General features: G+C 62.4%; 20 protein-coding genes and 1 pseudogene. 7 read left to right on the top strand and 14 right to left on the bottom strand.

Annotated elements, in window-relative coordinates:
- Positions 1 to 2: 2 nt before the first annotated feature.
- Together WM94_RS00110 and WM94_RS00115 are read left to right on the top strand one after the other, a co-directional pair.
- A complete protein-coding gene (locus tag WM94_RS00110) occupies positions 3 to 941 on the top strand; it encodes an MlaD family protein (RefSeq protein WP_061550162.1) in 939 nt (312 codons plus the stop codon).
- Positions 938 to 1564, top strand: a complete 627-nt coding sequence (locus tag WM94_RS00115; protein WP_003256980.1) for an ABC-type transport auxiliary lipoprotein family protein — start codon at positions 938 to 940, stop codon at positions 1562 to 1564. The genes WM94_RS00110 and WM94_RS00115 overlap by 4 nt, the downstream gene beginning before the upstream one ends.
- Positions 1565 to 1704: 140 nt before the next feature.
- Here the strand turns inward: WM94_RS00115 and WM94_RS00120 are convergent, their stop codons facing one another.
- The 6 genes from WM94_RS00120 to WM94_RS00140 all read right to left on the bottom strand — a co-directional run bounded on the left by WM94_RS00120 (position 1705) and on the right by WM94_RS00140 (position 7205).
- A complete protein-coding gene (locus tag WM94_RS00120; RefSeq protein ID WP_061550163.1) occupies positions 1705 to 2934 on the bottom strand; it encodes a nucleoside recognition domain-containing protein in 1230 nt (409 codons plus the stop codon).
- Positions 2935 to 3170: 236 nt separating this feature from the next.
- Positions 3171 to 4499, bottom strand: a complete 1329-nt coding sequence (gltP, locus tag WM94_RS00125; RefSeq protein WP_003256981.1) for a glutamate/aspartate:proton symporter GltP — start codon at positions 4497 to 4499, stop codon at positions 3171 to 3173.
- A 743-nt stretch (positions 4500 to 5242) separates the two neighbouring features.
- A complete protein-coding gene (locus WM94_RS00130; RefSeq protein ID WP_003256983.1) occupies positions 5243 to 5713 on the bottom strand; it encodes an inhibitor of vertebrate lysozyme family protein in 471 nt (156 codons plus the stop codon).
- A gap of 2 nt (positions 5714 to 5715) precedes the next feature.
- Positions 5716 to 5877, bottom strand: a complete 162-nt coding sequence (locus WM94_RS28600; RefSeq protein ID WP_003252966.1) for a DUF1328 domain-containing protein — start codon at positions 5875 to 5877, stop codon at positions 5716 to 5718.
- Positions 5878 to 5918: 41 nt separating this feature from the next.
- Positions 5919 to 6209 (bottom strand): hypothetical protein, encoded by a 291-nt coding sequence (locus tag WM94_RS00135; protein WP_061550164.1) that lies wholly within the window; start codon positions 6207 to 6209, stop codon positions 5919 to 5921.
- Between the two features lie 174 nt (positions 6210 to 6383).
- The gene (locus WM94_RS00140; protein ID WP_061550165.1) at positions 6384 to 7205 is read right to left on the bottom strand and encodes a BON domain-containing protein; all 822 of its coding nucleotides are present in this window, start codon (positions 7203 to 7205) and stop codon (positions 6384 to 6386) included.
- Positions 7206 to 7416: 211 nt separating this feature from the next.
- Here WM94_RS00140 and algB point away from each other — a divergent pair, with 211 nt between their 5' ends.
- Together algB and WM94_RS00150 are read left to right on the top strand one after the other, a co-directional pair.
- On the top strand, positions 7417 to 8763 hold the full coding sequence (gene algB / locus WM94_RS00145; RefSeq protein ID WP_061550166.1) for a sigma-54-dependent response regulator transcription factor AlgB: 1347 nt from the start codon (positions 7417 to 7419) through the stop codon (positions 8761 to 8763).
- Entirely contained in the window at positions 8760 to 10541 is a 1782-nt protein-coding gene (locus tag WM94_RS00150; RefSeq protein WP_061550167.1) for a KinB sensor domain-containing domain, read from the top strand. Before algB ends, WM94_RS00150 begins: the two co-directional genes overlap by 4 nt.
- A 40-nt stretch (positions 10542 to 10581) precedes the next feature.
- Here WM94_RS00150 and WM94_RS00155 read toward each other — a convergent pair whose 3' ends face one another.
- From WM94_RS00155 to WM94_RS00185, 7 genes and pseudogenes are all read right to left on the bottom strand, one after another.
- Complete coding sequence (locus WM94_RS00155) at positions 10582 to 12186, bottom strand: EAL domain-containing protein (protein ID WP_061550168.1); 1605 nt, start codon at positions 12184 to 12186, stop codon at positions 10582 to 10584.
- Positions 12187 to 12308: 122 nt separating this feature from the next.
- Positions 12309 to 13097, bottom strand: coding sequence for an N-acetylmuramoyl-L-alanine amidase (locus tag WM94_RS00160; protein WP_061550169.1), 789 nt, complete (start codon positions 13095 to 13097; stop codon positions 12309 to 12311).
- A gap of 80 nt (positions 13098 to 13177) precedes the next feature.
- Positions 13178 to 15103 (bottom strand): GGDEF domain-containing protein, encoded by a 1926-nt coding sequence (locus WM94_RS00165; protein WP_061550170.1) that lies wholly within the window; start codon positions 15101 to 15103, stop codon positions 13178 to 13180.
- A gap of 27 nt (positions 15104 to 15130) precedes the next feature.
- Positions 15131 to 15963, bottom strand: a pseudogene (locus tag WM94_RS00170) (endonuclease/exonuclease/phosphatase family protein).
- A gap of 34 nt (positions 15964 to 15997) precedes the next feature.
- The gene (dsbA, locus tag WM94_RS00175; RefSeq protein ID WP_003256950.1) at positions 15998 to 16630 is read right to left on the bottom strand and encodes a thiol:disulfide interchange protein DsbA; all 633 of its coding nucleotides are present in this window, start codon (positions 16628 to 16630) and stop codon (positions 15998 to 16000) included.
- Between the two features lie 174 nt (positions 16631 to 16804).
- Positions 16805 to 17422, bottom strand: coding sequence for a cytochrome c (locus WM94_RS00180; RefSeq protein WP_003256951.1), 618 nt, complete (start codon positions 17420 to 17422; stop codon positions 16805 to 16807).
- 31 nt (positions 17423 to 17453) lie between these two features.
- Positions 17454 to 17756, bottom strand: coding sequence for a cytochrome c5 family protein (locus WM94_RS00185; protein WP_015268479.1), 303 nt, complete (start codon positions 17754 to 17756; stop codon positions 17454 to 17456).
- Positions 17757 to 17957: 201 nt separating this feature from the next.
- On the opposite strand from WM94_RS00185, the gene yihA reads away from it, so the two are divergent.
- The gene (yihA, locus tag WM94_RS00190; protein WP_015268478.1) at positions 17958 to 18590 is read left to right on the top strand and encodes a ribosome biogenesis GTP-binding protein YihA/YsxC; all 633 of its coding nucleotides are present in this window, start codon (positions 17958 to 17960) and stop codon (positions 18588 to 18590) included.
- Positions 18591 to 19011: 421 nt separating this feature from the next.
- Here yihA and polA read toward each other — a convergent pair whose 3' ends face one another.
- Positions 19012 to 21759 (bottom strand): DNA polymerase I, encoded by a 2748-nt coding sequence (gene polA, locus WM94_RS00195; protein ID WP_061550171.1) that lies wholly within the window; start codon positions 21757 to 21759, stop codon positions 19012 to 19014.
- A 75-nt stretch (positions 21760 to 21834) separates the two neighbouring features.
- Between polA and WM94_RS00200 the strand changes: the two genes are divergently transcribed.
- Complete coding sequence (locus tag WM94_RS00200) at positions 21835 to 22122, top strand: DUF2782 domain-containing protein (protein ID WP_015268476.1); 288 nt, start codon at positions 21835 to 21837, stop codon at positions 22120 to 22122.
- Positions 22123 to 22191: 69 nt separating this feature from the next.
- Positions 22192 to 23142 (top strand): homoserine kinase, encoded by a 951-nt coding sequence (locus WM94_RS00205; protein ID WP_024087954.1) that lies wholly within the window; start codon positions 22192 to 22194, stop codon positions 23140 to 23142.
- Positions 23143 to 23238: the final 96 nt, after the last annotated feature.

A 23238-nucleotide genomic window follows, 5' to 3' on the forward strand; every position in this document is an offset into this window, starting at 1 on the left:
CAATGGAAACCCGAGCCCATCACGTTCTTATCGGCCTGGTCACCGTCCTGGTGGTGGCCGGCGCCATGCTGTTCGGCATGTGGCTGGCCAAGTCGAGTGTCGACGACGCCTTCAAGGACTACGTAGTGGTGTTCAACGAAGCCGTCTCCGGCCTGTCCCGCGGCAGCCCGGTGCAGTACAACGGCATCAAGGTAGGCGATGTGTCCACCCTGCGCCTGGACCCGAAAGACCCGCGCCGGGTACTGGCACGGGTGCGCCTGAGCGCCGACACGCCGGTGAAGGAAGACACCCAGGCCAAGCTGACCCTGGCCGGCGTGACCGGCAACTCGTTCATCCAGCTCAGCGGGGGCACCCCGCAAAGCCCCGAGTTGAAAGGCAAGGACGGCAAGCTGCCGGTGATCATCGCATCGCCCTCGCCAATCTCGCGCCTGCTCAATGACAGCAGCGACCTGGTGACCAACATCAACCTGCTGCTGCATAACGCCAACCAGATGTTTTCCGAGGACAACATCGGCCACCTCAGCAACACCCTGTCCAACCTCGACAAGACCACCGGCGCCTTCGCTGGCCAGCACGGCAGCATCACCCAGGCCATCGAGCAACTGGTGCAGGTGGGCAAGCAGGCCAGCGCCACCCTGGCCGAAACCCAGGCACTGATGCGCAATGCCAACGGCCTGCTGGGCAGCGAAGGCAAGCAGGCAATCGGCAGCGCCGAACAGGCCATGCAGTCACTGGCCGAGAGCACCGCCACCATCAACCGCCTGCTCGAGGACAACCGCGAAGCCATCGGCGACGGTGCCCAGGGCCTGAACCAGCTGACCCCGGCGATTCGCGAGCTACGCGAAACCCTAAACGCACTCAAAGGCATTTCCCGGCAACTGGAGGCCGACCCTAGCGGCTACCTGCTCGGCCGCGACAACAACAAGGAGTTCCAACCATGAAACCGTCGCTGCGCCTGCTGGCCCTGGCGGCCGCACTGAGCCTGGCCAGTGCCTGCTCGATCCTGCCGCAGAGCGAGCCCGTCGACCTGTACCGTCTGCCGGTGAACCAGCCCGGCCGGACGGCGCCGGCGCTGGATTGGTCATTGCGCCTGAACAAGCCGCTGGCCAGCGAAGTGCTGGCCGGGCCACGGATTGCAGTGATTCCCCAGGGCGATGTGGTCAGCAGCTACAAGGGCGCGCGCTGGAGCGACGCAGTGCCGGTGCTGCTGCGCAACCGCCTGCTCGACGGTTTCCAGCGTGACGGCCAGGTACAGCGCCTGAGTGCCGACGACAGCAACCTGCAGGCCGACTACGAGCTGGCTGGCGAGCTGCAGGCATTCCAGACCGAGTACCTCCCGGGCGGGGCGGTGGAGGTGGTGATCCGCTATGACGCACGCCTGATTCAAGGCCGCAACCAACGCATTCTGGCCAGCAAACGCTTCGAAATCCGCCAGCCGCTTGCCGACAAGCAGGTGTCAGCGGTGGTTGCCGGCTTCGGGAAGGCCTGCGACCAGCTGACCGGGCAGGTGGTGAGTTGGACCATTGCACAGGCAGGTAGTACACAACCACCATCAGTCCGTTGAGTCAGGCCCGGTTCTATCTCCTGTCAGGGCCTCATCGCCGGCAAGCCAGCTCCCACAGGTACTTCGCATGCCTTGAAGTCTGTGAGGTCAAGGTGGGAGTTGGCTTGCCGGCGATGGGCCGCAAAGCGGCCCCAAAAAGGTCAGGCAAAGAACCAGTAACAGACGAAGATCGCCGCGATCACACCGGAAAACTCCGCCAGCAAGGCGCAGCCGACGGCATGGCGCACGCGCTGGATACCCACCGCACCAAAGTAAACCGCCAGCACGTAGAAGGTGGTTTCGGTACTCCCCTGAATCGTCGCCGCCACCAGCGCCGGGAAGCTGTCCACACCGTGGGTCTGCATGGTCTCGATCAGCATCGCCCGCGCCGCACTGCCGGAGAACGGTTTGACCAGCGCCGTGGGCAAGCCCTCGACGAAGCGGGTGTCCAGGCCCAGCCCAGTCACCGCATGACGAATACCGTCCAAGGCCAGCTCCAGGGCGCCTGAGGCCCGCAATACACCCACCGCCACCAGCATCGCCACCAGGTAAGGCAACAGGCCCTTGGCCACATCGAAACCTTCCTTGGCGCCTTCGACAAAGGCTTCATACACCTTCACCCGCTTCAAGGCGCCGATCACCAGGAACAGGATGATCACACCAAACAACGTGAGGTTGCCCAGGATCGACGACAGGCTGGCCAGCGCGGCCGCCGAAAGGGTGCCGAGAAAGGCCATGAAGCCGCCCAGCAGCAAGGCACCGGGAATCAGGTAGGCAAGCACTACCGGGTCCCACAGGCGCAGGCGCTGCATCACTGCCACCGACAGCAGGCCGACCAAGGTGGAGACGCTGGTGGCCAGCAGGATTGGCAGGAACACCATGGTCGGGTCCGCCGCACCTTGCTGGGCCCGATACATGAAGATGGTCACAGGCAGCAGGGTCAACGACGATGCGTTGAGCACCAGGAACAGGATCTGTGCGTTGCTCGCCGTGGTACTGCTGGGGTTCAGCTCCTGCAGTGCGCGCATGGCCTTCAGGCCGATCGGCGTGGCGGCGTTGTCCAGCCCCAGGCCGTTGGCGGCGAAGTTCATGGTGATCAGGCCCAGGGCCGGGTGGCCGGGCGGAACTTCCGGCATCAGCCGGGCAAACAGCGGGCCGAGCACCTTGGCCAGCCACTCGACGATGCCAGCCTTCTCGGCGATCTTGAGAAAGCCCAGCCAAAGGGTCAGCGTGCCGAACAACAGCACCATCACCTCGACCGACAACTTGGCCATGGCGAATATGCTCTCGACCATCGCCGCGAAGATGCCGGCGTTGCCGCCTATTAGCCATTGGGCCAGGGCGGACACTGCCGCCACCAGGAAAAAGCCAAGCCAAAGGCCGTTGAGCATCCGTGTGTTCCCCCTGAAAAATGCCCGAATGATAGCGTATCGGGGCGTAAGGCTGGAGACCGCAGGCGAGGGCTGCGCCCTTGTATCGCGACACAAGGCCGCTCCCACAGAGGTCGGTGGATGCTGGCCATTGTGGGAGCGGCCTTGCGTCGCGAAAGGGCCGCAAAGCGGCCCCAAGATCTCACAGGCAACAAAAAGCCCCGACAGGTCGGGGCTTCTTGTTCAGCTCATCAGGCTCAGCGCTTGGCAGCTTCGCCAACCATGGCCGCTTCCTGCTTGCCGGCCATCAGCGAGGCGTAGTACTTCTCGCCCTTGGCGGCGTCGTACATGCCTTCCCAGCGCGCGATGACCAAGGCTGCCAGGGCGTTGCCCACAACGTTCAAGGCGGTACGGGCCATGTCCATGATGCGGTCGACACCGGCGATGAAGGCCAGGCCTTCCAGCGGGATACCCACGCTGCCTAGGGTGGCCAGCAGCACCACGAAGGAAACACCCGGTACGCCAGCGATACCCTTGGAGGTGACCATCAGGGTCAGCACCAGCAGCAGCTGCTGGCTCCACGACAGGTCGATACCGTACAGCTGGGCAATGAAGATGGCCGCGATGCTCTGGTACAGGGTCGAGCCGTCGAGGTTGAACGAGTAGCCGGTCGGTACCACGAACGAGCAGATCGACTTCGGAGCACCGTACTTCTCCATCTTCTCGATCACGCGCGGCAGCACGGTTTCCGAGCTGGAGGTGGAGTAGGCGAGAATCAGCTCATCTTTCATGATGCGCATGATCTTGATCACCGAGAAGCCGAACAGGCGGGCAACCAGGCCCAGCACCATGAAGGCGAAGAAGGCGATGGCGAAGTACACCAGTACCACCAGCTTGGCCAGCGGCAGCAGCGAGCTGAACCCGAAGTTGGCCACGGTCACGGCGATCAGGGCGAACACGCCGATAGGGGCGTAGTTCATGATCATGTGGGTGACCTTGAACATGGTCTCGGAAACCGCCTGGAAAGTACGCACCAGCGGGTCGCGCAGCTCTGCCTGCAGGCTCGACAGACCCAGGCCGAACATCACCGAGAAGAAGATGATCGGCAGCATTTCGCCACGCATCAGCGCTGCGAAGATGTTCGACGGGATCAGGTTCAGCAGGGTTTCGATGAACGCATGCTCATGCTGCACCTCGGCCGCGGTAGCCTGGTACTTGGAGATGTCCACTGTACCCAGGGTGCTCATGTCGATGCCGGCGCCCGGGTGGAACAGGTTGGCCAACACCAGGCCGACGACGATGGCGATGGTGGTCACCACTTCGAAGTAGATGATGGTCTTCAGGCCGATACTGCCCAGTTTCTTCGCGTCGCCAACCCCGGCGATACCCACGATCAGCGACGAAATCACGATCGGGACGACGATCATCTTGATCAGGCGAATGAAGATGTCACCAGCGGGCTGGAGGACGTTGCTGATCCACCATGCCTTTTCTGCACTGAAATGATTCAGTAGAGCGCCGATTGCAACACCCAGGACCAGACCGATGACGATCTGCCAGGCGAGGCTCAGTTTTGCCTTCTTCATGTCTTTACCCTTTGTTCTAGTGGTCATGGGCACCCAACGGAAACGCGCGTAACAGAGCTGTTGGCTAGGTCACGGGCAGCAGCTGCTTCCGTCCGGCGACTTCATGTAAGGACACCGCAGGCGAGCGACAGGGGCGCTCGGCCGGCGAAAAAGGCGGCAACTATTGCGATGGCAAAGGGGGAAATCTAATGCCTGAAGCGCATGACCCATGCCGTTTATGCATAACGTTTCTGACCAAAACGGGAGGTTCGCAAGTGCTTGATTTCCAACGTTCGGAATCCCGAACAAGACCAAACCGCCATATTTAGGCAGATTTGGCAGGGTAAAAAGGACAGGAGCGATGGCTTGTTCGACAATCCGAATGGCCGAAATGCCACTTGAACAAGCGCCGAGCTGATCGAAAAAAATTGATGTGCGGTCGAGACAAAATGTGTCTCGAAGAAGAAATCGCGCAGGAAGAGACGTTTCCTACATGGCTCCTCGGAAGTCAGGTCTGGTCAGATGCCCCTATGGCACCGCCGACCTGAAACTTCCGATTCCGCCTTTCCTGACCCGGCCCATTGCTGGAGGCACTCCCTGTACCCCTAGGCCACTCCGATCCTGCAACAATCAGAACAGCCCGACCCCTTGGTCATGTGCAGCCCCTCCTCGGGGCGGCGCATCATAGAAGGCTGAAATATAGAAAGGTTCAGCTTCTATTACGTGACAGTGCATGACCTTTCATCCGTACCGGGTACAAACGCTCAGTACCAGTTCGGGTCACGCTTGAGCTGCTCCTGCAGCATCGCTTTCATGCCGTCGTCCGGCTCACCCAGCCAGCGGTACTGTGCGTGACGGGTGGGCGACTTGTCGTTCGGCAGACCTTCGGGCACCTCCACGAGCATCCCGTAGGCATCATCCTTGTCCCAGCTGAACGCCACGATCAGGCGCTTGTAGGTGCAGTTGTCCTTGCCTTCGCACAACGGGCCGACCAGGTACTTGTCGCCGTCCTCGGTAACTGCAGACATCTGCTGCTGGGAACTGCCGGTCAGATTGACCACCCAGTCAGGCAGGCGTTCCTCGCCTTTGATCGTGTCCTGCCAGGTTTCCCTGTACTCCGGGTCCGAGCCGAGCAACTGGTCGACCCGGACCTGGCCGTCATTGGCCGCCATCGCCGCTGCACTGCCACCCAGTAACAGGGCGGCAGCCAGGGCTGTCCAACGCTTCCTGCCCATCTTCAACCTCGTCCACGTCCAAAGAAGAAGGAGGCTACGAACAGCACCAGGAAGACAATGAACAGAATCTTCGCGATACCCGTGGCAGCGCCCGCGATACCACCGAAGCCCAGTACGGCGGCGACAATGGCGATGATGAGGAAAGTGATAGCCCAACTCAGCATGGTGGTTCTCCTTTCTTTTTCGGAATCGGTTCAGCCGGCGGTCAGAACACCCAGCGGTCCTGGGGTACGACATTTTCCAAGGTGGCCGGTGACGCAGTGGCCTGGCCGGTTGGCAGCGGGTCGGCGGCCTTGACCAGGGTGTTGGCACGGGTTGCCTGAATCTGCGTCAACAGGGCGGTCTGCGCCGCCACTTGCTCGGCCAGGCGTGCGGTCTGCCAGCTGTAATAGAAGAGGCCAGCGGCCAAAGTCAGTACCAGCGCCAGGGTGAGTGACAACACCTGGCGCAGGGGCAGTGCGGCGCTCTGCAAGCGGTTGACGGATTGGCAGTTCATGCCGGCTCCTCCTGCTGTAATTCTTGTTCAAACCTGAATAAGTAATTGCAGCCTGCATGCCAGCCTTTTGATTCAAATAAAATCCTTTAAAATCAAGTATTTATACGGTAGGACAATAATCGACAGGGACGTATCCTGCACGATGCCGTCCGTGGGGTCGTGCGAATTGCACGATCAACCTTCGACCTTGGTCGCTACCTTGAGCAGGTCCGCGTCCACCCCGCGCACGCCGATGATCTGCCTAGCGATTTCCACGGCGATGGTTTTCTGCTCGCTGCTGACCACTTCGCCTGAAAGCCGAACCAGCCCCTCTTCGCTGGCCACTTTCAGGTTCAGGCCATCGAGGTTGCGGCTGAAGCGGTAGCTGTTCTGGATCTTGTCGATGATCCAGCTGTCACTCGGCTGCGGCCCGGTCGGCAGCCCAATCGGAGCTTCCCGGGCCTTGGCCATGGCGGCGGTATCGAGGCTGACCAGGTTGTTGACCAGGTGCACGCCCTCCGTGGTGCGCGCCACCACGCCGGCCAGCTCCTTGGCCTCGGCACTGTCGACCTTGCCGCGCAGGGTCACCACACCTTCGCTGCTCTGTACATCTATATGTGCCTTCTCGGTTATGCGGCTCCATAGCAGCCGAGCACGGATCACCGCAGCCAGGGTGGCGTCCTCCAGGCGCTGGGCGTAGGCACGCAACGCCAGCGGGCGCTCCACCAGCTGGGCATTGACCCGCAGTTGGTTGTCAACTTGCTCGATGCCACGGGTAGCCAGAGCCACATGCTCTGCCAGCTGGCGCTCGACGTCGTTCTCCACCTCACCGGAAAGGCGCGCCTGCTTGCCATCCACCTCGACCTGAATACGGAACGGGTCGAGCATGCGGTTCAGCGACAGGGCAGTTTGCAAGGCTCCCTCCAGGCGGGCGTCTTGCACCGGATCGGCGAATACCGGCGTGAACACCGGTAGCAGTGTGGCTGCCAACATGGCGGCTCGGATGGAAAAGGGCATGGCAGTGCCTCCTTTTGTAGGCAAAAACTGAAAATCCTCGCAACCAATGTGCCACCGTGCGCCTCTAAGAAAATCATCTGGATAGCGCGGCCTCCACGCGCTGATTGGCCAGTGGCTAGCATGCAAAGGACAGGTTCCTTCACAATGGACCATGCAACTTGCCCGATTTTTCCCACACTAAATGAAGATCTTTCCTAAAGGAGCGCAGCACATGGAGTCAGCCCAGGACAACCAAGGCCGCATTCTGCTGGTGGATGACGAGTCCGCGATCCTGCGCACCTTCCGCTACTGCCTGGAGGACGAGGGCTACAATGTGGCAACGGCCAACAGCGCCGCCCAGGCCGAAGCCTTGCTGCAGCGCCAAGTATTCGACCTGTGCTTCCTTGATTTGCGCCTGGGCGAGGACAACGGCCTCGATGTGCTGGCGCAGATGCGTATCCAGGCCCCCTGGATGCGGGTGGTGATCGTCACCGCGCACTCAGCGATCGATACGGCGGTAGACGCGATCCAGGCCGGCGCCGCCGATTACCTGGTCAAGCCGTGCAGCCCCGACCAGCTGCGCCTGGCTACCGCCAAACAGTTGGAAGTGCGCCAGCTTTCCGCGCGACTGGAGGCCCTGGAAGGTGAAGTGCGCAAACCCAAGGACGGCCTCGACTCGCACAGCCCGGCCATGATGGCGGTACTGGAAACCGCCCGCCAGGTCGCTGCCACTGACGCCAACATCCTCATCCTTGGCGAGTCGGGCACAGGTAAAGGTGAACTGGCCCGGGCCATTCACGGCTGGAGCAAGCGCGCGCGCAAATCCTGCGTAACCATCAACTGCCCGTCACTGAACGCCGAGCTGATGGAAAGCGAGTTGTTCGGCCACACCCGCGGCGCCTTCACCGGCGCCAGCGAAAGCACCCTGGGGCGAGTCAACCAGGCAGATGGGGGCACGCTGTTCCTCGACGAGATCGGCGATTTCCCGCTGACCTTGCAGCCCAAACTGCTGCGCTTCATCCAGGACAAGGAATACGAGCGCGTCGGCGACCCGGTAACCCGTCGCGCCGATGTGCGTATACTCGCCGCTACCAACCTCAACCTCGAAGAGATGGTGCGTGAGAGCCGTTTCCGCGAAGACCTGCTGTATCGCCTGAACGTCATCACTTTGCACCTGCCGCCGCTGCGCGAGCGCAGTGAAGACATCCTGACCTTGGCCGACCGCTTTCTCGCCCGCTTCGTCAAGGAATACTCTCGGCCTGCGCGCGGCTTCAGTGACGAAGCCCGCACAGCCCTGCTCAACTACCGCTGGCCCGGCAACATTCGCGAACTGCGTAACGTGGTGGAGCGGGCCAGTATCATCTGCCCGCAGGAACGCGTGGAAATCAGCCACCTGGGCATGGGCGAGCAGCCTACTGGTAACGCCCCTCGCATAGGCGCTGCACTGAGCCTTGATGAGCTCGAGCGCGCCCACATTGGTGCGGTGCTGGCCGCCAGTGACACCCTTGACCAGGCCGCCAAGACCCTGGGGATCGATGCATCCACCCTGTACCGCAAGCGCAAGCAGTACAACCTATGAAATGGCCGCCCATGAAGCTGCGCACGCGGCTTTTCCTCAGCATTTCGGCGCTGGTCACCGTGGCCCTGCTCGGGCTGCTGCTGGGCCTGGTCAGCGTGCTGCAGATGGCCACGGTGCAGCAGCGACTGGTGCGCGATACCACCCACACCTTGGAAATAGGGCTGAAGTTGCGCCAGAACCTTGGCGAACAGTTGACCCTGATCCTCGATGACGAGACCGCCCCGGAAAATCTGCGGCTGCTGCAAGACAACTTCCAGACCCTGCTGAACCAAGGGCTGGACCAAGGTGGCGAGCGCACCGGCTTCAGCAAGGCCAGCAGCAACTATCAGGCCTTCCTCCAGGCCTACCGCGCCAGCCCGGCGCCCTCCCGCAGCATGGGCGTTGACCAACCACTCGGGGCCGCGTTCAACCAGGTCCGCACCGATCTGATCGATTCCCACAAGCAGGCCCTGGAGCACATCACCCGCAGCGAGGAGCACACCCGCGACCACGCCCTGCTGGTCAGCGGCGTACTCGGCCTGATGGGTTTGGTGGTACTGGTACTGGGCTTCATCACCGCGCACAACATCGCCCGGCGCTTCGGCCAGCCGATCGAAGCATTGGCCAAAGCGGCCGACCAACTCGGCAAAGGCGATTTCGACGTCACCCTGCCGGTCACACAGGCCACCGAACTGAACCAGCTCACCCGCCGCTTCGGCCTGATGGCCGATGCCTTGCGCAAGCACCAGGCCACCAACGTCGATGAACTGCTGGCTGGCCAGCAACGCTTGCAGGCCGTGCTGGACAGCATCGACGATGGCCTGCTGATAATCGATCGCCAGGGCCGCCTGGAACACCTCAACCCGGTGGCGCAGCGCCAGCTGGGCTGGACCGACAGCCGCGCCGGTAGCAGCCTGGCCGAAGCCCTGCAGCGCCCGGAACTGGAACAGCAGCTACGCCAGGTACTGCGCGGCGGCAACCTCGACCGCCAGCCAGACGACCTGAACATGGACGTCGATGACGAAACGCGCCTGCTCGCCTACAGCCTGACCCCGGTCAGCCACCCGCAAGGGCCGATACTTGGCGCAGTGATGGTGTTGCATGATGTAACCGAGCAGCGCGCCTTCGAACGCGTGCGCAGCGAGTTCGTGCTGCGCGCTTCCCACGAGCTGCGCACTCCGGTGACTGGCATGCACATGGCCTTCGGTCTGTTGCGCGAGCGGCTCAAGTTCCCGCCAGAGGCGCGCGAGCATGACCTGCTGGAGACCATTGGCGAGGAAATGCAGCGCCTGACCCAGTTGATCAACGACCTGCTCAACTTCAGCCGCTACCAGAGCGGGATGCAGAAGCTCGAGCTGGCTCCCTGCGCCATAGACGAACTGCTGGAACGTGCACAACATCGCTTTGCCGAGCCGGCGGCGAACAAGCAGATCGAGTTGATCACGGAGCTGGAGCCGCCGCTACCGCGTATCCAGGCCGATGTCGCCCAACTCGACCGGGTGCTGGACAACCTGTTGCACAATGCCGTCCGCCATACCGCCAGCGGCGGTCGTATCCGCCTGCATGCACGACGGCATGCGGAGCGGGTGATCATCAGTGTCGAGGACAACGGCGAAGGCATTGCCTATGGGCAACAGGGGCGCATCTTCGAGCCCTTCGTGCAGGTAGGGCGCAAGAAAGGCGGCGCGGGGCTGGGGTTGGCGCTGTGCAAAGAGATCGTGCAGCTGCATGGCGGGCGCATGGGCGTGTTTTCCCGACCGGGGCAGGGAACCCAGTTCTACATGGCACTACCGGTCTGAATGTACCCTGCCCCCGGCCCCATCTTCGGTGCCGGATCAGTCAATGCTCAACCCGCCGCGGCAGCCGACCTCGAGTCACCAGCTCGGCAAACTGCCGGGCATTCAGTGGCCGGGCAAAAAGCCAGCCCTGGCCATAATTGACCCCTTCGCTGTTCAGCAGCACCGCTTGGTCTTCACACTCGATTCCTTCGGCAATCACCCGCAGGTGCAGATCGTGGGCCATGCGAATGATATGCGGGGCAACACCGCTACTGGCGGCGTCGTGCCCCAAGGCATCGATAAACGCCTTGTCGATCTTCAGGCAGTCCACTGGCAGGGTTTGCAAGTACGCCAGGCTGCAATAGCCAGTCCCAAAATCGTCGATCAGCACTTGATGCCCCACTGCGCGCAGCGCCTGGAGGTTGTCGCGGGCCACAACCACGTCGATCAGGCCGCGCTCGGTCACCTCGAAGGCGATCTGGCTGGCCGACACACGGTGCAAGGCCAGCAAGCGTGCCGCCACCCGGCCGATGCGCGGCACCATCACATCACAGGCCGCCAGATTCACCGAAATGTACAAGTTGGGATGCGAGCGCAGCAGTTGCCCTAGCTGTTCCAGCACACGCTGCAGGACAAAGTCCGTGATCTGGCGAATCTGCCCGGTGTTTTCCGCCAAAGGGATGAACAGGTCCGGGCTGGTCAGGGTACCGTCCGGGCGGCGCCAGCGCACCAGAGCCTCGGCCCCGACACAGCGTCGGCTGTCGAGCTCGAAGATCGGCTGGTAGAGCACCTGCAGTTCGCCGCGACGCAAGGCATTCTGCAATTCCGAGCTCATCGACCGCCGCTGCAGGATCAGTTGCAGTACCAGCCAGCCGATGCAACATGCCGCCAGTACACTGCCGGGGAACAGAAGCCAGAGCATGCCGTTCATCCTCAACGGCAGGCTCGCCCGCGGGGCGATCAGCACCAACTGGTAGTCCGGTGACTTGGTCGGCATTCGGTAGATCAGTCGATCGCTGAGTTCAAGCAGCGACTTGTGGCTGGTTGACCAGGCCGAAGGAGGCGGCCATACCTGCGGTGGGCCCAGCACGGGGATGGCCCGGGCACCGTTGTCCAACACCACCACCAGGCTGCCGCCCGGGGGCAGGTCGACCACATCGGTCAGGTGCCCACGAGAGGTGGATACCACGAACTTGCCCCTCCCAAGCATCAGCGCGGCCAGGTTCTCGTTCGGCTCGGTCGTGGTATTCAGCCAGTAGCTGTAGGTCGGCCCTTGTATGTCGGGGGCGCGCAAGGGTTCGAACGCCCGCTCGTCACCGCGGTTTGAGCAGGCCACATCTCCATCCACGTACGCCGCTTCATAAATGAAGCGGGAACTCAGGCCTACCTGCTGCAATGCCGTCAGCATCGCCGGGCTGCAGCCGCGCAAGGGTTGCGCCTGCAGCAGGTCGACCCCTTCGCGCAACTGGCCGAACACCTGCTCGAGGCGCTCCAGAAAGCGTTCGCCCTGGGCGTTCATCTGTGCACTCTCGCTTTGCTTCATCTGTTGCAGGGCAATGCCGATGCTTGCAGAAAGCAACAGTGCCGCGCTGGCCAGTGCTGCCAACGTGGCCAGCATCCAGGGACGGTAAAAAATTTGGCGCAGCAAGGCGATGAGGGCTGGCATCGAGGGCATCCAGTTGATAACTAAGGTATAGCAACTGAATCAGGAATCACCTTTGCCGTTTGGCGCTTCGCTACAAGCGCCGAAGGCCGCTCCTAAACAAGAGCCCGTCTCACCTTGGCAGCTCAACGCATCCGGTTGAGCACCTGCAGCATCGCCGCCGTCTGCGCATCCGGCATGCCATCGAAGCGCTGCGGGCGGAAACGCATCTGGAACGCGGCGATCACATGGCGGGTGGCAACATCCAGTATCCCAGTCTGCTCGATCGCATAGCCAAACCGCGCCAGCTCCTGCTGGTACCAGCCAACGCTCGGCGGGTTGACGCTGAAATAGGCTTGCTGCCGTGCCACGGCAGTTGCATCCGGCCAGACCCCCAGCCCGGCGTCGGCCAGGCGTTTCCACGGAAATAGCGGCCCCGGGTCAAGCTTGCGCAGCGGCGCGATATCGCTGTGGCCAATGATGTGTCGTGGCTCGATGTTGTTACGCTTGACGATGTCCTTGAGCAGCGCGATCAGCGACTGGACCTGCGCTTCGCTGTAAGGGTGCCAGACCCGCCCAGTCGGCGTGTCGGTGAAGCCCGGGTTGACGATTTCGATACCGATGGACGAGGAGTTCAACCAGGTCCGCCCCTGCCACTGGCTATCACCGGCATGCCAGGCGCGGCGGCTTTCATCTACCAGCTGATACACCGTCGCCGGGCCGTCACCAATCAGATAGTGGCTGCTGACTTCCCCTTGGGTCAGCAACGCCAGGGAACGCTCCAGCGAAGCATTGGTGTAGTGCAGGACAACGAACTGGATGCGGTTGTCCTGGTTGATCGAAGGGTGGCTACGGTCGATGCGCAGGCCGGTCGAGCAACCGGCGACAGACAACAGCAGGAAGGAAATCAGGGTTTTTTTAAGCGTGGAAAGCACGTCAGTGGCCTCAGCGTATGAGCGCTACAGTATAACGTGCTCCCCAAGGGCCGTGCGTGCCGCGAGTCAGCAGCTACCGGCTATGCCAGCTCGACACGGTTGCGTCCCGATTCCTTGGCCCGGTAAAGCGCCGCATCGGCGCGCTTGAGCACCTGATCGCCGCGCTCGCCGGGACGGAATGCACCCAGGCCGATGGACGTGGTGATCACCACCCGTTCGCCCTTGAAGTGGAACGGGCACGCCTCGACCGTGGCCCTCAGCACCTCGGCTATCTGGGCAGCGGCAGCCGGCGAGGTCTGCGGCAGCAGCAGGACAAACTCCTCGCCGCCAAACCGGGCGATGAAGTCATGGCTGCGCAGGCGCTTGCGCAACTGGTCGGCGACGATCTTCAAGACCTTGTCCCCAGCCAGGTGCCCATAGCTGTCGTTGATACGCTTGAAATGGTCCAGGTCGAGGATCGCCATCGCCAGATGGCCGCCGTGTGCCTGCCATTCGAGCATTTCGCGCTCGACCCGCTCGCTCCAGGCCGCACGGTTGGGCAGGCCGGTGAGGGGATCGAGCAAGGCCTTCTGGCGCTGCTCTTCCAAGTGCTCACGATAGCCGAGCGCCTCTTGCTCCATGTTCGCCACCCGCTCCGACAGCCCTTGCAGGCGTCCAGCCAGCTCCTGTTCGCGGCGATCACGCTCATGCTTGTGCTCATCCATGGTCACCAACAGACCTTCCAGGCGGTTTTCCAGAATGTGCTTGAGGCTGTCGACGTCAGCGGCACCTTGCACACTGCTCTGCAACCCATCGACGTGCTCACGCAGCTGGGTATCCAGCTCGCGAGCGGCCGAGCTGTTGTCGGCATGGCCGGCGCTAGCCTCGTGCAGGTGGCTCTGGAAACCTTCCAGGCGTTCGTTGAGCTGCTGCAGGTAGGTTTCGAATTCGTGCTGGCCGCTGTCGGTGATCGCCAGCATGAGCACAGCCAGGTCATCCAGCACCGGTATCAGCTCATACCAGTTCAAACCCCGGGCGACGCGTTCACGCATCTCTAGCGCCTGGGCCTTGTGTCGCTCCGGCAGGCTGAGGTCATCGAGCAAGCCGATCAGAGTGTGCTCGATGTGCTCGGCAACCTGGCTGTAGGGCGGCTCCACCGCGTAGGGCAGGGCGTAGGGGCCATCTTCGCCAAAGGTTTCTTCGAGTGTTTGCGCCGGTCCTGCTTCAACCGGCGGCTCGCTGGCGATAGCTACCGGTGCCGGTACATCGTCCGGGAGCGGCTGCGGCAGCGGGGCTGGTGACAGTTCGGCCGTTTCGATAAGCGCCGGGCCTGGTGCCTCCAGCTCGGGCTCCGAAATTACGAGGGCTTCGACAACAGAAGCTGAGGAGGCTGGCAACGGCTGTAGCGCGTCCATGTCGTCGGGCTGCGGGGCATCGACACCGGCAGGTGCCGCCAAAGGCTGCGCCAGAGGCACAAGCGCTGGCTCGCCTTGTACGCCATCCTCGCGGCCGCCGAACAAGCGCTGCAAGAAGCCGGGGCGGGCCTCCGCCGCCGATCTGCCCAAGGCTGACAGCGCGCGGCCCTGCAAGCCGCTCAACTCGCCCAGCAACGGTGGCAGGTCGCGTGACTGGGCCACTCCGCCATCGAGCTTCTTCGCCAGCTTTTTCAACGGACGCGACACATCGTTCGGCAATGGCAGGCCTTGCAGCTGGTCGACCAGCGCTGTCAGCGCATCGCTGACCTGGTTCATGCGGGCTTCCCGACGCTGTTCGGAGTCCAGTACCGCCTTCTCAAGACGAGGAATCAACCCGGCAAGGCCGGCGTCCATGTTGTCGCTGCGGATGACCTCGCGCATTTCCTTCATGCACTGGTCCACCACCTTGTCGCTGCCTTCGGCAGCCAGGGTGCTGCGTACCAAGCCACGACGCAGCAGGTCGAGACGGGCGTCCCAACGGCGCTCGAGCTTTTCCTGCTGCTCGATGCTTTTCAGGTATTTTTCTTTCCAGCGCTCAGCGTCTTCAGTCATGCCCGGGTCCGCAAACGGTGATGGCAATTAGCTCAGGACCGGCAGCGTATCCACAGTCAATGCATCAGGCAATCGAATCTCTACAGCAACGGGAAGGTGGTCGGAAATTGGCTGCGCCAGCACCTCGACACGCTCCAGCGTGAGGCTTGGGCTGAGCAGGATATGGTCCAGGCAACGCTGTGGACGCCAGCTGGGGAAAGTGGCCTCGACTTGCGGGGCTATCAGGCCCAGGTCGCGCAACGGTGAGTGCTCCAGCAGGTCGGTTGCATGGGTATTCATGTCGCCCATCAGCACCTGGTGGCGATAGCCGCCAATCAGCTCGCGGATGTAACCCAGCTGCAGAGCGCGGGTCTTGGCGCCGAGGGCCAGGTGCATCATCACCACGATCAGCGCATCTTCACCCTCGCCAAAGCGCACCAGGATCGCACCCCGCCCAGCCGGGCCGGGCAATGGGTGATCCTCGAGCAGTTGTGGCTTCAAGCGGCTGAGCACGCCATTGCTGTGCTGGGCAAAACGCCCAAGGTTGCGGTTGAGTTGCTGGTACCAGTAGGGGAAGGCGCCCAGGTGGGCAAGGTGCTCGACCTGGTTGACATAGCCCGAGCGCAGGCTGCCGCCATCGGCCTCCTGCAAGGCCACCAGGTCGAAGTCGCCCAGCAGTTGGCCAATCTTCTGCAGGTTACCGGCACGCCCGTTGTGCGGCAGCAGGTGCTGCCAGCTTCGAGTCACGTAATGCCGGTAGCGCTCGGTGCTGATGCCCACCTGGATGTTGAAACTGAGCAGCCGCAGACGACCATCCTCGGGCAGGCCAGGGGCATGCAAGTGATGCTCGTTGACCTGCGGCTGGTGCAGGCCAATGCCACGCGCGGTTCTGAAGCGGCGCATGGGTTACGCCGCTTACTTAGCGGCGCGCTCCTTGGCGATCAGCTGGTCGGCAACATTCAGTACGCCTTCCGGCCCGCCGGCGGTACCCAGGTCGAAGCGGTACTTGCCGTTGACCACCATGCTCGGTACGCCGGTGATCTCGTACTTCTTCGCCAGTTCCTTGGCCTGGTTGACCTGGCCCTTGATGGCGAACGAATTGAAGGTGGCGAGGAACTTGTCCTTGTCCACGCCCTGGGTGGCAAGGAAGTCGGCCATGTCCTGCGGGTCGGTCAGGCGCTTGCGCTGGTTCTGGATGGCATCGAACACCGCGGCGTGTACCTTCTGCTCGACGCCCATGGCTTCGAGGGTCAGGAACATCTGGCCATGGGCGTCCCACGCGCCACCGAACATGGCTGGTACGCGCTTGAAGTTGACGTCCTTGGGCAGTTTATCGACCCACGGGTTGATGGTCGGCTCGAAGTGATAGCAGTGGGGGCAGCCGTACCAGAACAGCTCGACCACCTCGATCTTGCCAGGTACGGAAACCGGAACAGGGTTGCTCAGCTCGAGGTATTCCTTGCCAGCGACAGGCTCGGCGGCCTGGACGGCAGTCATACCGAATACGCTGGCAGCGACCAGCGCGGCGCTGAGAATCAGTTTACGCATGCTTTACTCCTGGGCAGTCATTGGTCGCCACGACGCGACCTGCACTGAGACAGGCCGGGAACGGGCCGAGTTCTGTAGTGTAACGGCTGCGGACGGAAAAAAGGGCGGTCCGGCCGCCCTTTCATCATTGGCCTACAACATTAACTGAAAGTTAATGCGCCGCCTGTAATGGCCTCAGTGCAGGCCCTGGATGTAACTGGCCAGCGCCTCTATGTCGTGGTTGCTCAGCTTGCCGGCGATGGTGCGCATGGTCATGGCATCGCCATCGTTGGTGCGGTTGCCTTCGCGGAAGTCGGTGAGCTGCTTGGTCACGTACTGCGCGTGCTGCCCGCCCAGGTGCGGGAAGCCGGCCAAGGCGATACCCGCGCCGTTCGGCGAGTGGCAGCCGGTGCAGGCTGGCATGCCCTTCTCCAGGTCTCCACCGTTGAACAGCGCCCGGCCACGTTCGACCAACTTGGGATCGGCGGCGCCCACGCTGCCTTTCTGGCTGGAGAAGTAGGCGGCGATATCGGCCAGGTCCTGGTCGCTGAACGCGGCCAGCATGCCGGTCATCTCCAGCACGGTACGCTTGCCCGACTTGATATCGTGCAATTGTTTTTCAAGGTAGCGCTGGCCTTGGCCGGCCAGTTTCGGGAAGTTCGGTGCCAGGCTGTTGCCGTCGGGGTTGTGGCAGGCACCACAGACGGCCGTCTTGGCCTGGCCGGCGGCGGCATCGCCTTTGACGGGTTGCGCAGCAGTGGCCGCACCTGCGACACCCAGGGTCAACAGCAGACTCACGACTAGTTTGTTCATCAGCTAATCCAACACGGCTAAGGGTGAAATGTTATGTATCGGGACTGCCACTCATCCAAAGGATGACCAAACGGTAGTCCTCGGCACTGCAGTCCATGCACAATCCACGCGGCGGCATAGCCTTGAAACCCTGGGTCACGTGCTTCACCAGTACATCCATGCCTTGCGCCAGCCTTGGCTCCCATGCTGCCCGGTCACCCTGCCTGGGTGCCTGTGGCAACTGCCCGGTGTGACAGGCCGCACACGTGCGGTTGTACAACACCTCGGGATCCTGTGTAGCCTGTGCGCTGAAAAACGGCAGGAACATACCGACAGCAAGCAGCCATTTCGCCATGCGGAACGACCTTCAGGGTTGGGGGCCGCGCTGCGTTCTGTTGCGCGAGCTATTGTTCGACACCCCATGCCCGTTCTCCTTCGCCGGGAGAATGAGCACACAAAAACTGGGGCATTATATACTTCCGCCATCCAAACGGAAACGACACCGCTTGCCAGGCTCGGGCCTATAGAGTCAGGCAACACCCACATCGGATATCCCATGCAAGTCAAGAACCCCATCCTCGGCCTCTGCCAGAAAGCCAAATTCGCCCTCAGCGCTGCCAAGGTCGAACAATGCCCGGACGACCAGGGTTACGAGGTGGCTTTCGCCGGCCGCTCCAACGCCGGCAAATCCAGCGCCCTCAACACCCTGACCCATGCCAGCCTGGCACGCACCTCGAAAACCCCCGGGCGCACCCAGCTGTTGAATTTCTTCAGTCTGGACGATGAACGGCGTTTGGTCGACCTGCCAGGCTACGGTTATGCAAAAGTCCCGATTCCGCTCAAGCAGCACTGGCAGAAACACCTGGAAGCCTACCTGGGCAGCCGGGAGTGCCTGCGTGGCGTGATCCTGATGATGGACGTGCGCCACCCGATGACCGACTTCGACAAGATGATGCTCGACTGGGCCAAGGCCAGCAGCATGCCGATGCACATCCTGCTGACCAAGGCCGACAAGCTGACCCACGGCGCGGGCAAGAACACTCTGCTCAAGGTGCAGTCGGAAATCCGCAAGGGTTGGGGCGATGGCGTGACCATCCAGCTGTTCTCGGCGCCCAAGCGCCTGGGCGTGGAAGAGGCATACCGAGTGCTGGCGGACTGGATGGAGCTGGAAGACAAGCCAGTAGCCTGAGGCCTGCACCGCTCGTTGTAGGAGCAGCCTTGTGCTGCGAAGAGGCCATGACAGGCTGTATAGGTCTGTTGGCTGTACCGGCCCTTTCGCAGCACAAGGCTGCTCCTACAGGGGTAGCTGCGCCATCAGGTCAAATTCCGGGCAAAAAAAACCCCGGACTTCGTATGGGGAGGGGGAAGTTCGGGGTCCAAGTCCGGACCGCTAGGGCGGGGTCCAGATATCTGCCAACACTTAACACAACATAGGAGCATCGAAAGGCTTCACCAGCCATTCAGTTACTCTGAGTTCCGTTTCACCGGTTTAGTTCCAAAGCCCTGAAAACTATTTGCGATAGTTTCATGAAACTTCAGCACCGCTGGCACTGAGCAGTGCCGGATCCGCATCGCTACAACACGGATCCTACACAGCTTTCCCCACCCGATCAGTGAGCTTCGTCCCAATTCGCACCAATTCCTGCCTCGACCAGCAGCGGCACATCCAGTTTCGCGGCCTTGCTCATGTGCTGGCGAATTTCATCTTTCACCAGCTCCACCAGGTCCTCGCGCACTTCCAGCACCAGTTCGTCGTGCACCTGCAGGATCACCCGGGCATCCAGCCCGCTCTCGCTCAGCCATTTATCCACATTGACCATGGCCCGCTTGATGATGTCGGCCGCAGTGCCCTGCATCGGGGCGTTGATCGCCGTGCGCTCGGCGCCTTTGCGCAGGGCCGGGTTCTTGGCATTGATATCCGGCAGGTACAGGCGGCGGCCGAACAGGGTTTCTACAAAGCCTTGCTCCGCCGCCTGGGCGCGGGTGCGCTCCATGTACGCCAACACGCCCGGGTAGCGGGCGAAGTAGCGGTCGATGTAATCCTGCGACTGCTTGCGGTCGACGCCGATCTGCTTGGCCAGGCCAAAGGCGCTCATGCCGTAGATCAGGCCGAAGTTGATGGCCTTGGCACTGCGGCGCTGATCGGTGGTGACGTCTTCCAAGGCTACGCCGAATACTTCCGCCGCCGTGGCGCGGTGCACGTCCAGGTTGTTGCGGAAGGCATGCAGCAAGCCTTCGTCCTTGGCCAGGTGGGCCATGATGCGCAACTCGATCTGCGAGTAGTCCGCCGCCAGCAGCTTGTAACCCGGGCTGGCAACGAAAGCCTGGCGGATGCGCCGGCCTTCGGCAGTACGGATCGGGATGTTCTGCAGGTTCGGGTCGCTGGACGACAGTCGACCGGTGGCCGCCACCGCCTGCTGGTATGAGGTGTGGATACGCCCGGTGCGCGGGTTGATCTGCCCCGGCAGCTTGTCGGTGTAGGTGCTCTTGAGCTTGCTCAGGCTGCGGTACTGCATCAGTACCTCCGGCAGCGGGTAGCCTTGCTCGGTCAGTTCGTCGAGCACCGCCTCTGCCGTGGATGGCTGGCCCTTGGTGGTCTTGCTCAGCACCGGCATGCCCAGCTTGTCGTAGAGGATCGCGCCCAGTTGCTTGGGCGAGCCGAGGTTGAACTCCTCACCGGCCAGCTCATAGGCGCGCTGCTCGAGCTCGGCCATCTTTAACCCCAGCTCACCGCTCTGCACCTGCAGCAACGCGGCATCGACCAGCGCCCCCTGGCGCTCGATCTTGGCCAGCACCGGCACCAGCGGCATCTCGATGTCCATCAGCACCGGCTGCACGCTTGGCGTCTGTGCCAGGCGCGCCTGCAGCGCCTGGTGCAGGCGCAGGGTGATGTCGGCATCTTCGGCAGCGTAGGGGCCGGCCTTGTCCAGGTGGATCTGGTTGAAGGTCAGCTGCTTGGCGCCCTTGCCGGCGATATCCTCGAAGGCAATGGTGGTATGGTCGAGGTACTTCTGCGCCAAGCTGTCCATGTCGTGACGGGTGGCGGTGGAGTTCAGCACGTACGACTCGAGCATGGTGTCGTAGGCAACGCCGCGCATTTCGATGGCGGGCGAGCCATTGGCAAGGATGTTGATATCGTACTTGGCGTTCTGCCCGACCTTGGCCTTGGCCGGGTCTTCCAGCAGTGGCTTCAGCGCCAGCAGCACGGCAGTGCGGTCCAACTGGGCCGGCGCGCCTTCATAGTCGTGGGCCAGCGGCACATAGGCCGCTTCGTGCGGTTCAACGGCGAACGACAGGCCGACCAGCTGGGCCTGCTGAGCGTCCAGGCCGGTGGTCTCGGTGTCGAAAGCGAACAATGGCGCCTGGCGCAGCTTCTCCAGCCAGAAGTCGAAACGGGCCTGGTCGAGAATGGTTTCGTACCTGGGCTCGACCTTGGCCACCTGCTCCGCGACCGGCGCGATTTCGTCACCGGCCTTGGCAGCGTCACGCTGCACCTCGGCGATCCAGCTCTTGAATTCCATCTCGGTGTACAGCGCCAGCAACGCATCGCGATCAGGTTCGCCGCACACCAGGGCATCTACTTCGATATCCAGCGGCACATCGACCTTGATGGTAGCCAGCTCATAGGACAGGAACGCCGCGTCGCGGTGCTCTTCCAGCTTGGCCGGCAGGGTCTTGGCACCGCGAATGGCCAGCGTCGGGACCTTGTCCAGATTGGCATACAGGTCGCTGAGACCGCCGCCGATACCGGTCAGCAGGCCCACCGCGGTTTTTTCGCCCACGCCCGGCACACCGGGGATGTTGTCGACCTTGTCGCCCATCAGCGCCAGGAAGTCGATGATATGTTCCGGGCCGACGCCAAATTTCTCGTGCACGCCAGCCACGTCCAGCACGCTTCCGGTCATGGTGTTGACCAAGGTAATGTGCCCGTCCACCAGCTGCGCCATGTCCTTGTCACCGGTCGAGATGATCACCGGGCGGTCCAACGCGGCGCTGCTGCGCGCCAGGGTGCCGATCACGTCGTCGGCCTCGACCCCCTCGACGCACAGCAGCGGGTAGCCCAGCGCCTTGACGCTGGCGTGCAGCGGCTCGATCTGTACCCGCAGGTCGTCAGGCATGCTCGGGCGGTTTGCCTTGTATTCAGCGAACATGGCATCGCGGAAGGTGCCACCCTTGGCGTCGAACACCACCGCGAACAAGCTGTCGGGGTATTGCTTGCGCAGGCTCTTGAGCATGTTCAGCACCCCCTTCACCGCGCCGGTCGGCATGCCCTTGGAGGTAGTCAACGGCGGCAGCGCGTGGAAGGCGCGGTACAGGTAGGAGGAACCGTCCACCAGGACGAGGGGCGCTTGGCTCATGAGCAGAATCAACCTTTTCGACGGGTCCGGCGCTAGAATAGCCAGAATCATTGACGACAAAGGGACAAGGTTATCATGCGTACACTCAATCGCCTGTTACTGCTCGGTCTGTTGGCCACCATGCCTGTCGTCACCCTGGCGGCGGAAGACGCCCCCTCGGCCGATCCCGAGGTGACCATTCGCACGGAAGGCGACAAAACCATCCAGGAGTACCGACAGAACGGGTTCCTGTATGCGATCAAGATCACGCCGAAAAACGGCAAGCCTTATTTCCTGGTACGCGCCGATGGCTCTGATGGCAATTTCATTCGTTCCGACCAGCCGGACATGCTGATTCCGTCCTGGAAGATCTTCGAGTGGTAATCTGACGCGCACCGTTCACATCAACCCGGCACTTCCCGGCGGAAGTGCCCGTATGGGCAAATTTTCATCATGTCAGTCTTCACCCCCGTGACCCGGCCTGAGCTGGAAACCTTTCTGGCGCCGTACGCGCTGGGTCGTCTGCTCGATTTCCAGGGCATCGCCGCCGGCACCGAGAACAGCAATTTCTTCGTCAGCCTCGAACAGGGGGAGTTCGTCCTGACGCTGATCGAGCGCGGGCCCAGCGAGGACATGCCGTTCTTCATCGAGCTGCTGGACACTTTGCACGCAGCCGACATGCCGGTGCCCTATGCCATACGCGACCGCGACGGCAATGGCCTGCGGGAGCTGTGCGGCAAGCCGGCGCTGCTGCAGCCACGGCTGTCGGGCAAGCACATCAAGGCACCGAACGCCCAGCACTGCGCCCAAGTCGGCGAGCTGCTGGCCCACATTCACCTGGCTACCCGCGAGCACATCATCGAGCGCCGCACTGACCGCGGCCTGGACTGGATGCTGGCTTCGGGTGCCGAGTTGCTGCCGCGCCTTACCGCCGAGCAAGCCGCGCTGCTACAACCGGCTCTGGATGAAATCAGTGCGCACAAGGCACAGATCCTGGCCCTGCCACGGGCAAACCTGCATGCCGACCTGTTCCGTGACAACGTGATGTTCGAAGGCACCCACCTGACCGGTGTGATCGACTTCTACAACGCTTGTTCCGGGCCGATGCTGTATGACATTGCCATCACCGTGAACGACTGGTGCCTGGATGAACACGGCGCGATCGATGTGCCACGCGCCCAGGCGTTGCTGGCGGCCTATGCGGCGCTGCGGCCGTTCACCGCGGCCGAAGCCGAGCTGTGGCCGGAGATGTTGCGGGTAGGCTGCGTGCGCTTCTGGCTGTCGCGCCTGATTGCAGCGGAATCGTTTGCCGGGATGGATGTGATGATCCACGACCCGAGCGAGTTCGAAGTGCGTTTGGCGCAGCGTCAGCAGGTGGCCTTGCACCTGCCGTTCGCCCTCTAGAGCGTGTCTGCTTCTTCGCGGGTAAACCCGCTCCCACACAGGCGTGAGGCTGGCGCTATCCCTGTGGGAGCGGGTTTACCCGCGAAGAGGCCGGCA

This window comes from Pseudomonas sp. ABFPK (assembly GCF_001586765.1).
Taxonomy (GTDB): Bacteria; Pseudomonadota; Gammaproteobacteria; order Pseudomonadales; family Pseudomonadaceae; genus Aquipseudomonas; species Aquipseudomonas asiatica.

Bases quoted from the DNA above. Each gene is read 5' to 3' on its own strand.
- WM94_RS00110 (WP_061550162.1), top strand. From the start codon at position 3: ATGGAAACCCGAGCCCATCACGTTCTTATCGGCCTGGTCACCGTCCTG.
- WM94_RS00115 (WP_003256980.1), top strand. From the start codon at position 938: ATGAAACCGTCGCTGCGCCTGCTGGCCCTGGCGGCCGCACTGAGCCTG.
- WM94_RS00120 (WP_061550163.1), bottom strand. From the start codon at position 2,934: ATGCTCAACGGCCTTTGGCTTGGCTTTTTCCTGGTGGCGGCAGTGTCC.
- gltP (WP_003256981.1), bottom strand. From the start codon at position 4,499: ATGAAGAAGGCAAAACTGAGCCTCGCCTGGCAGATCGTCATCGGTCTG.
- WM94_RS00130 (WP_003256983.1), bottom strand. From the start codon at position 5,713: ATGGGCAGGAAGCGTTGGACAGCCCTGGCTGCCGCCCTGTTACTGGGT.
- WM94_RS28600 (WP_003252966.1), bottom strand. From the start codon at position 5,877: ATGCTGAGTTGGGCTATCACTTTCCTCATCATCGCCATTGTCGCCGCC.
- WM94_RS00135 (WP_061550164.1), bottom strand. From the start codon at position 6,209: ATGAACTGCCAATCCGTCAACCGCTTGCAGAGCGCCGCACTGCCCCTG.
- WM94_RS00140 (WP_061550165.1), bottom strand. From the start codon at position 7,205: ATGCCCTTTTCCATCCGAGCCGCCATGTTGGCAGCCACACTGCTACCG.
- algB (WP_061550166.1), top strand. From the start codon at position 7,417: ATGGAGTCAGCCCAGGACAACCAAGGCCGCATTCTGCTGGTGGATGAC.
- WM94_RS00150 (WP_061550167.1), top strand. From the start codon at position 8,760: ATGAAATGGCCGCCCATGAAGCTGCGCACGCGGCTTTTCCTCAGCATT.
- WM94_RS00155 (WP_061550168.1), bottom strand. From the start codon at position 12,186: ATGCCAGCCCTCATCGCCTTGCTGCGCCAAATTTTTTACCGTCCCTGG.
- WM94_RS00165 (WP_061550170.1), bottom strand. From the start codon at position 15,103: ATGACTGAAGACGCTGAGCGCTGGAAAGAAAAATACCTGAAAAGCATC.
- dsbA (WP_003256950.1), bottom strand. From the start codon at position 16,630: ATGCGTAAACTGATTCTCAGCGCCGCGCTGGTCGCTGCCAGCGTATTC.
- WM94_RS00180 (WP_003256951.1), bottom strand. From the start codon at position 17,422: ATGAACAAACTAGTCGTGAGTCTGCTGTTGACCCTGGGTGTCGCAGGT.
- WM94_RS00185 (WP_015268479.1), bottom strand. From the start codon at position 17,756: ATGGCGAAATGGCTGCTTGCTGTCGGTATGTTCCTGCCGTTTTTCAGC.
- yihA (WP_015268478.1), top strand. From the start codon at position 17,958: ATGCAAGTCAAGAACCCCATCCTCGGCCTCTGCCAGAAAGCCAAATTC.
- polA (WP_061550171.1), bottom strand. From the start codon at position 21,759: ATGAGCCAAGCGCCCCTCGTCCTGGTGGACGGTTCCTCCTACCTGTAC.
- WM94_RS00200 (WP_015268476.1), top strand. From the start codon at position 21,835: ATGCGTACACTCAATCGCCTGTTACTGCTCGGTCTGTTGGCCACCATG.
- WM94_RS00205 (WP_024087954.1), top strand. From the start codon at position 22,192: ATGTCAGTCTTCACCCCCGTGACCCGGCCTGAGCTGGAAACCTTTCTG.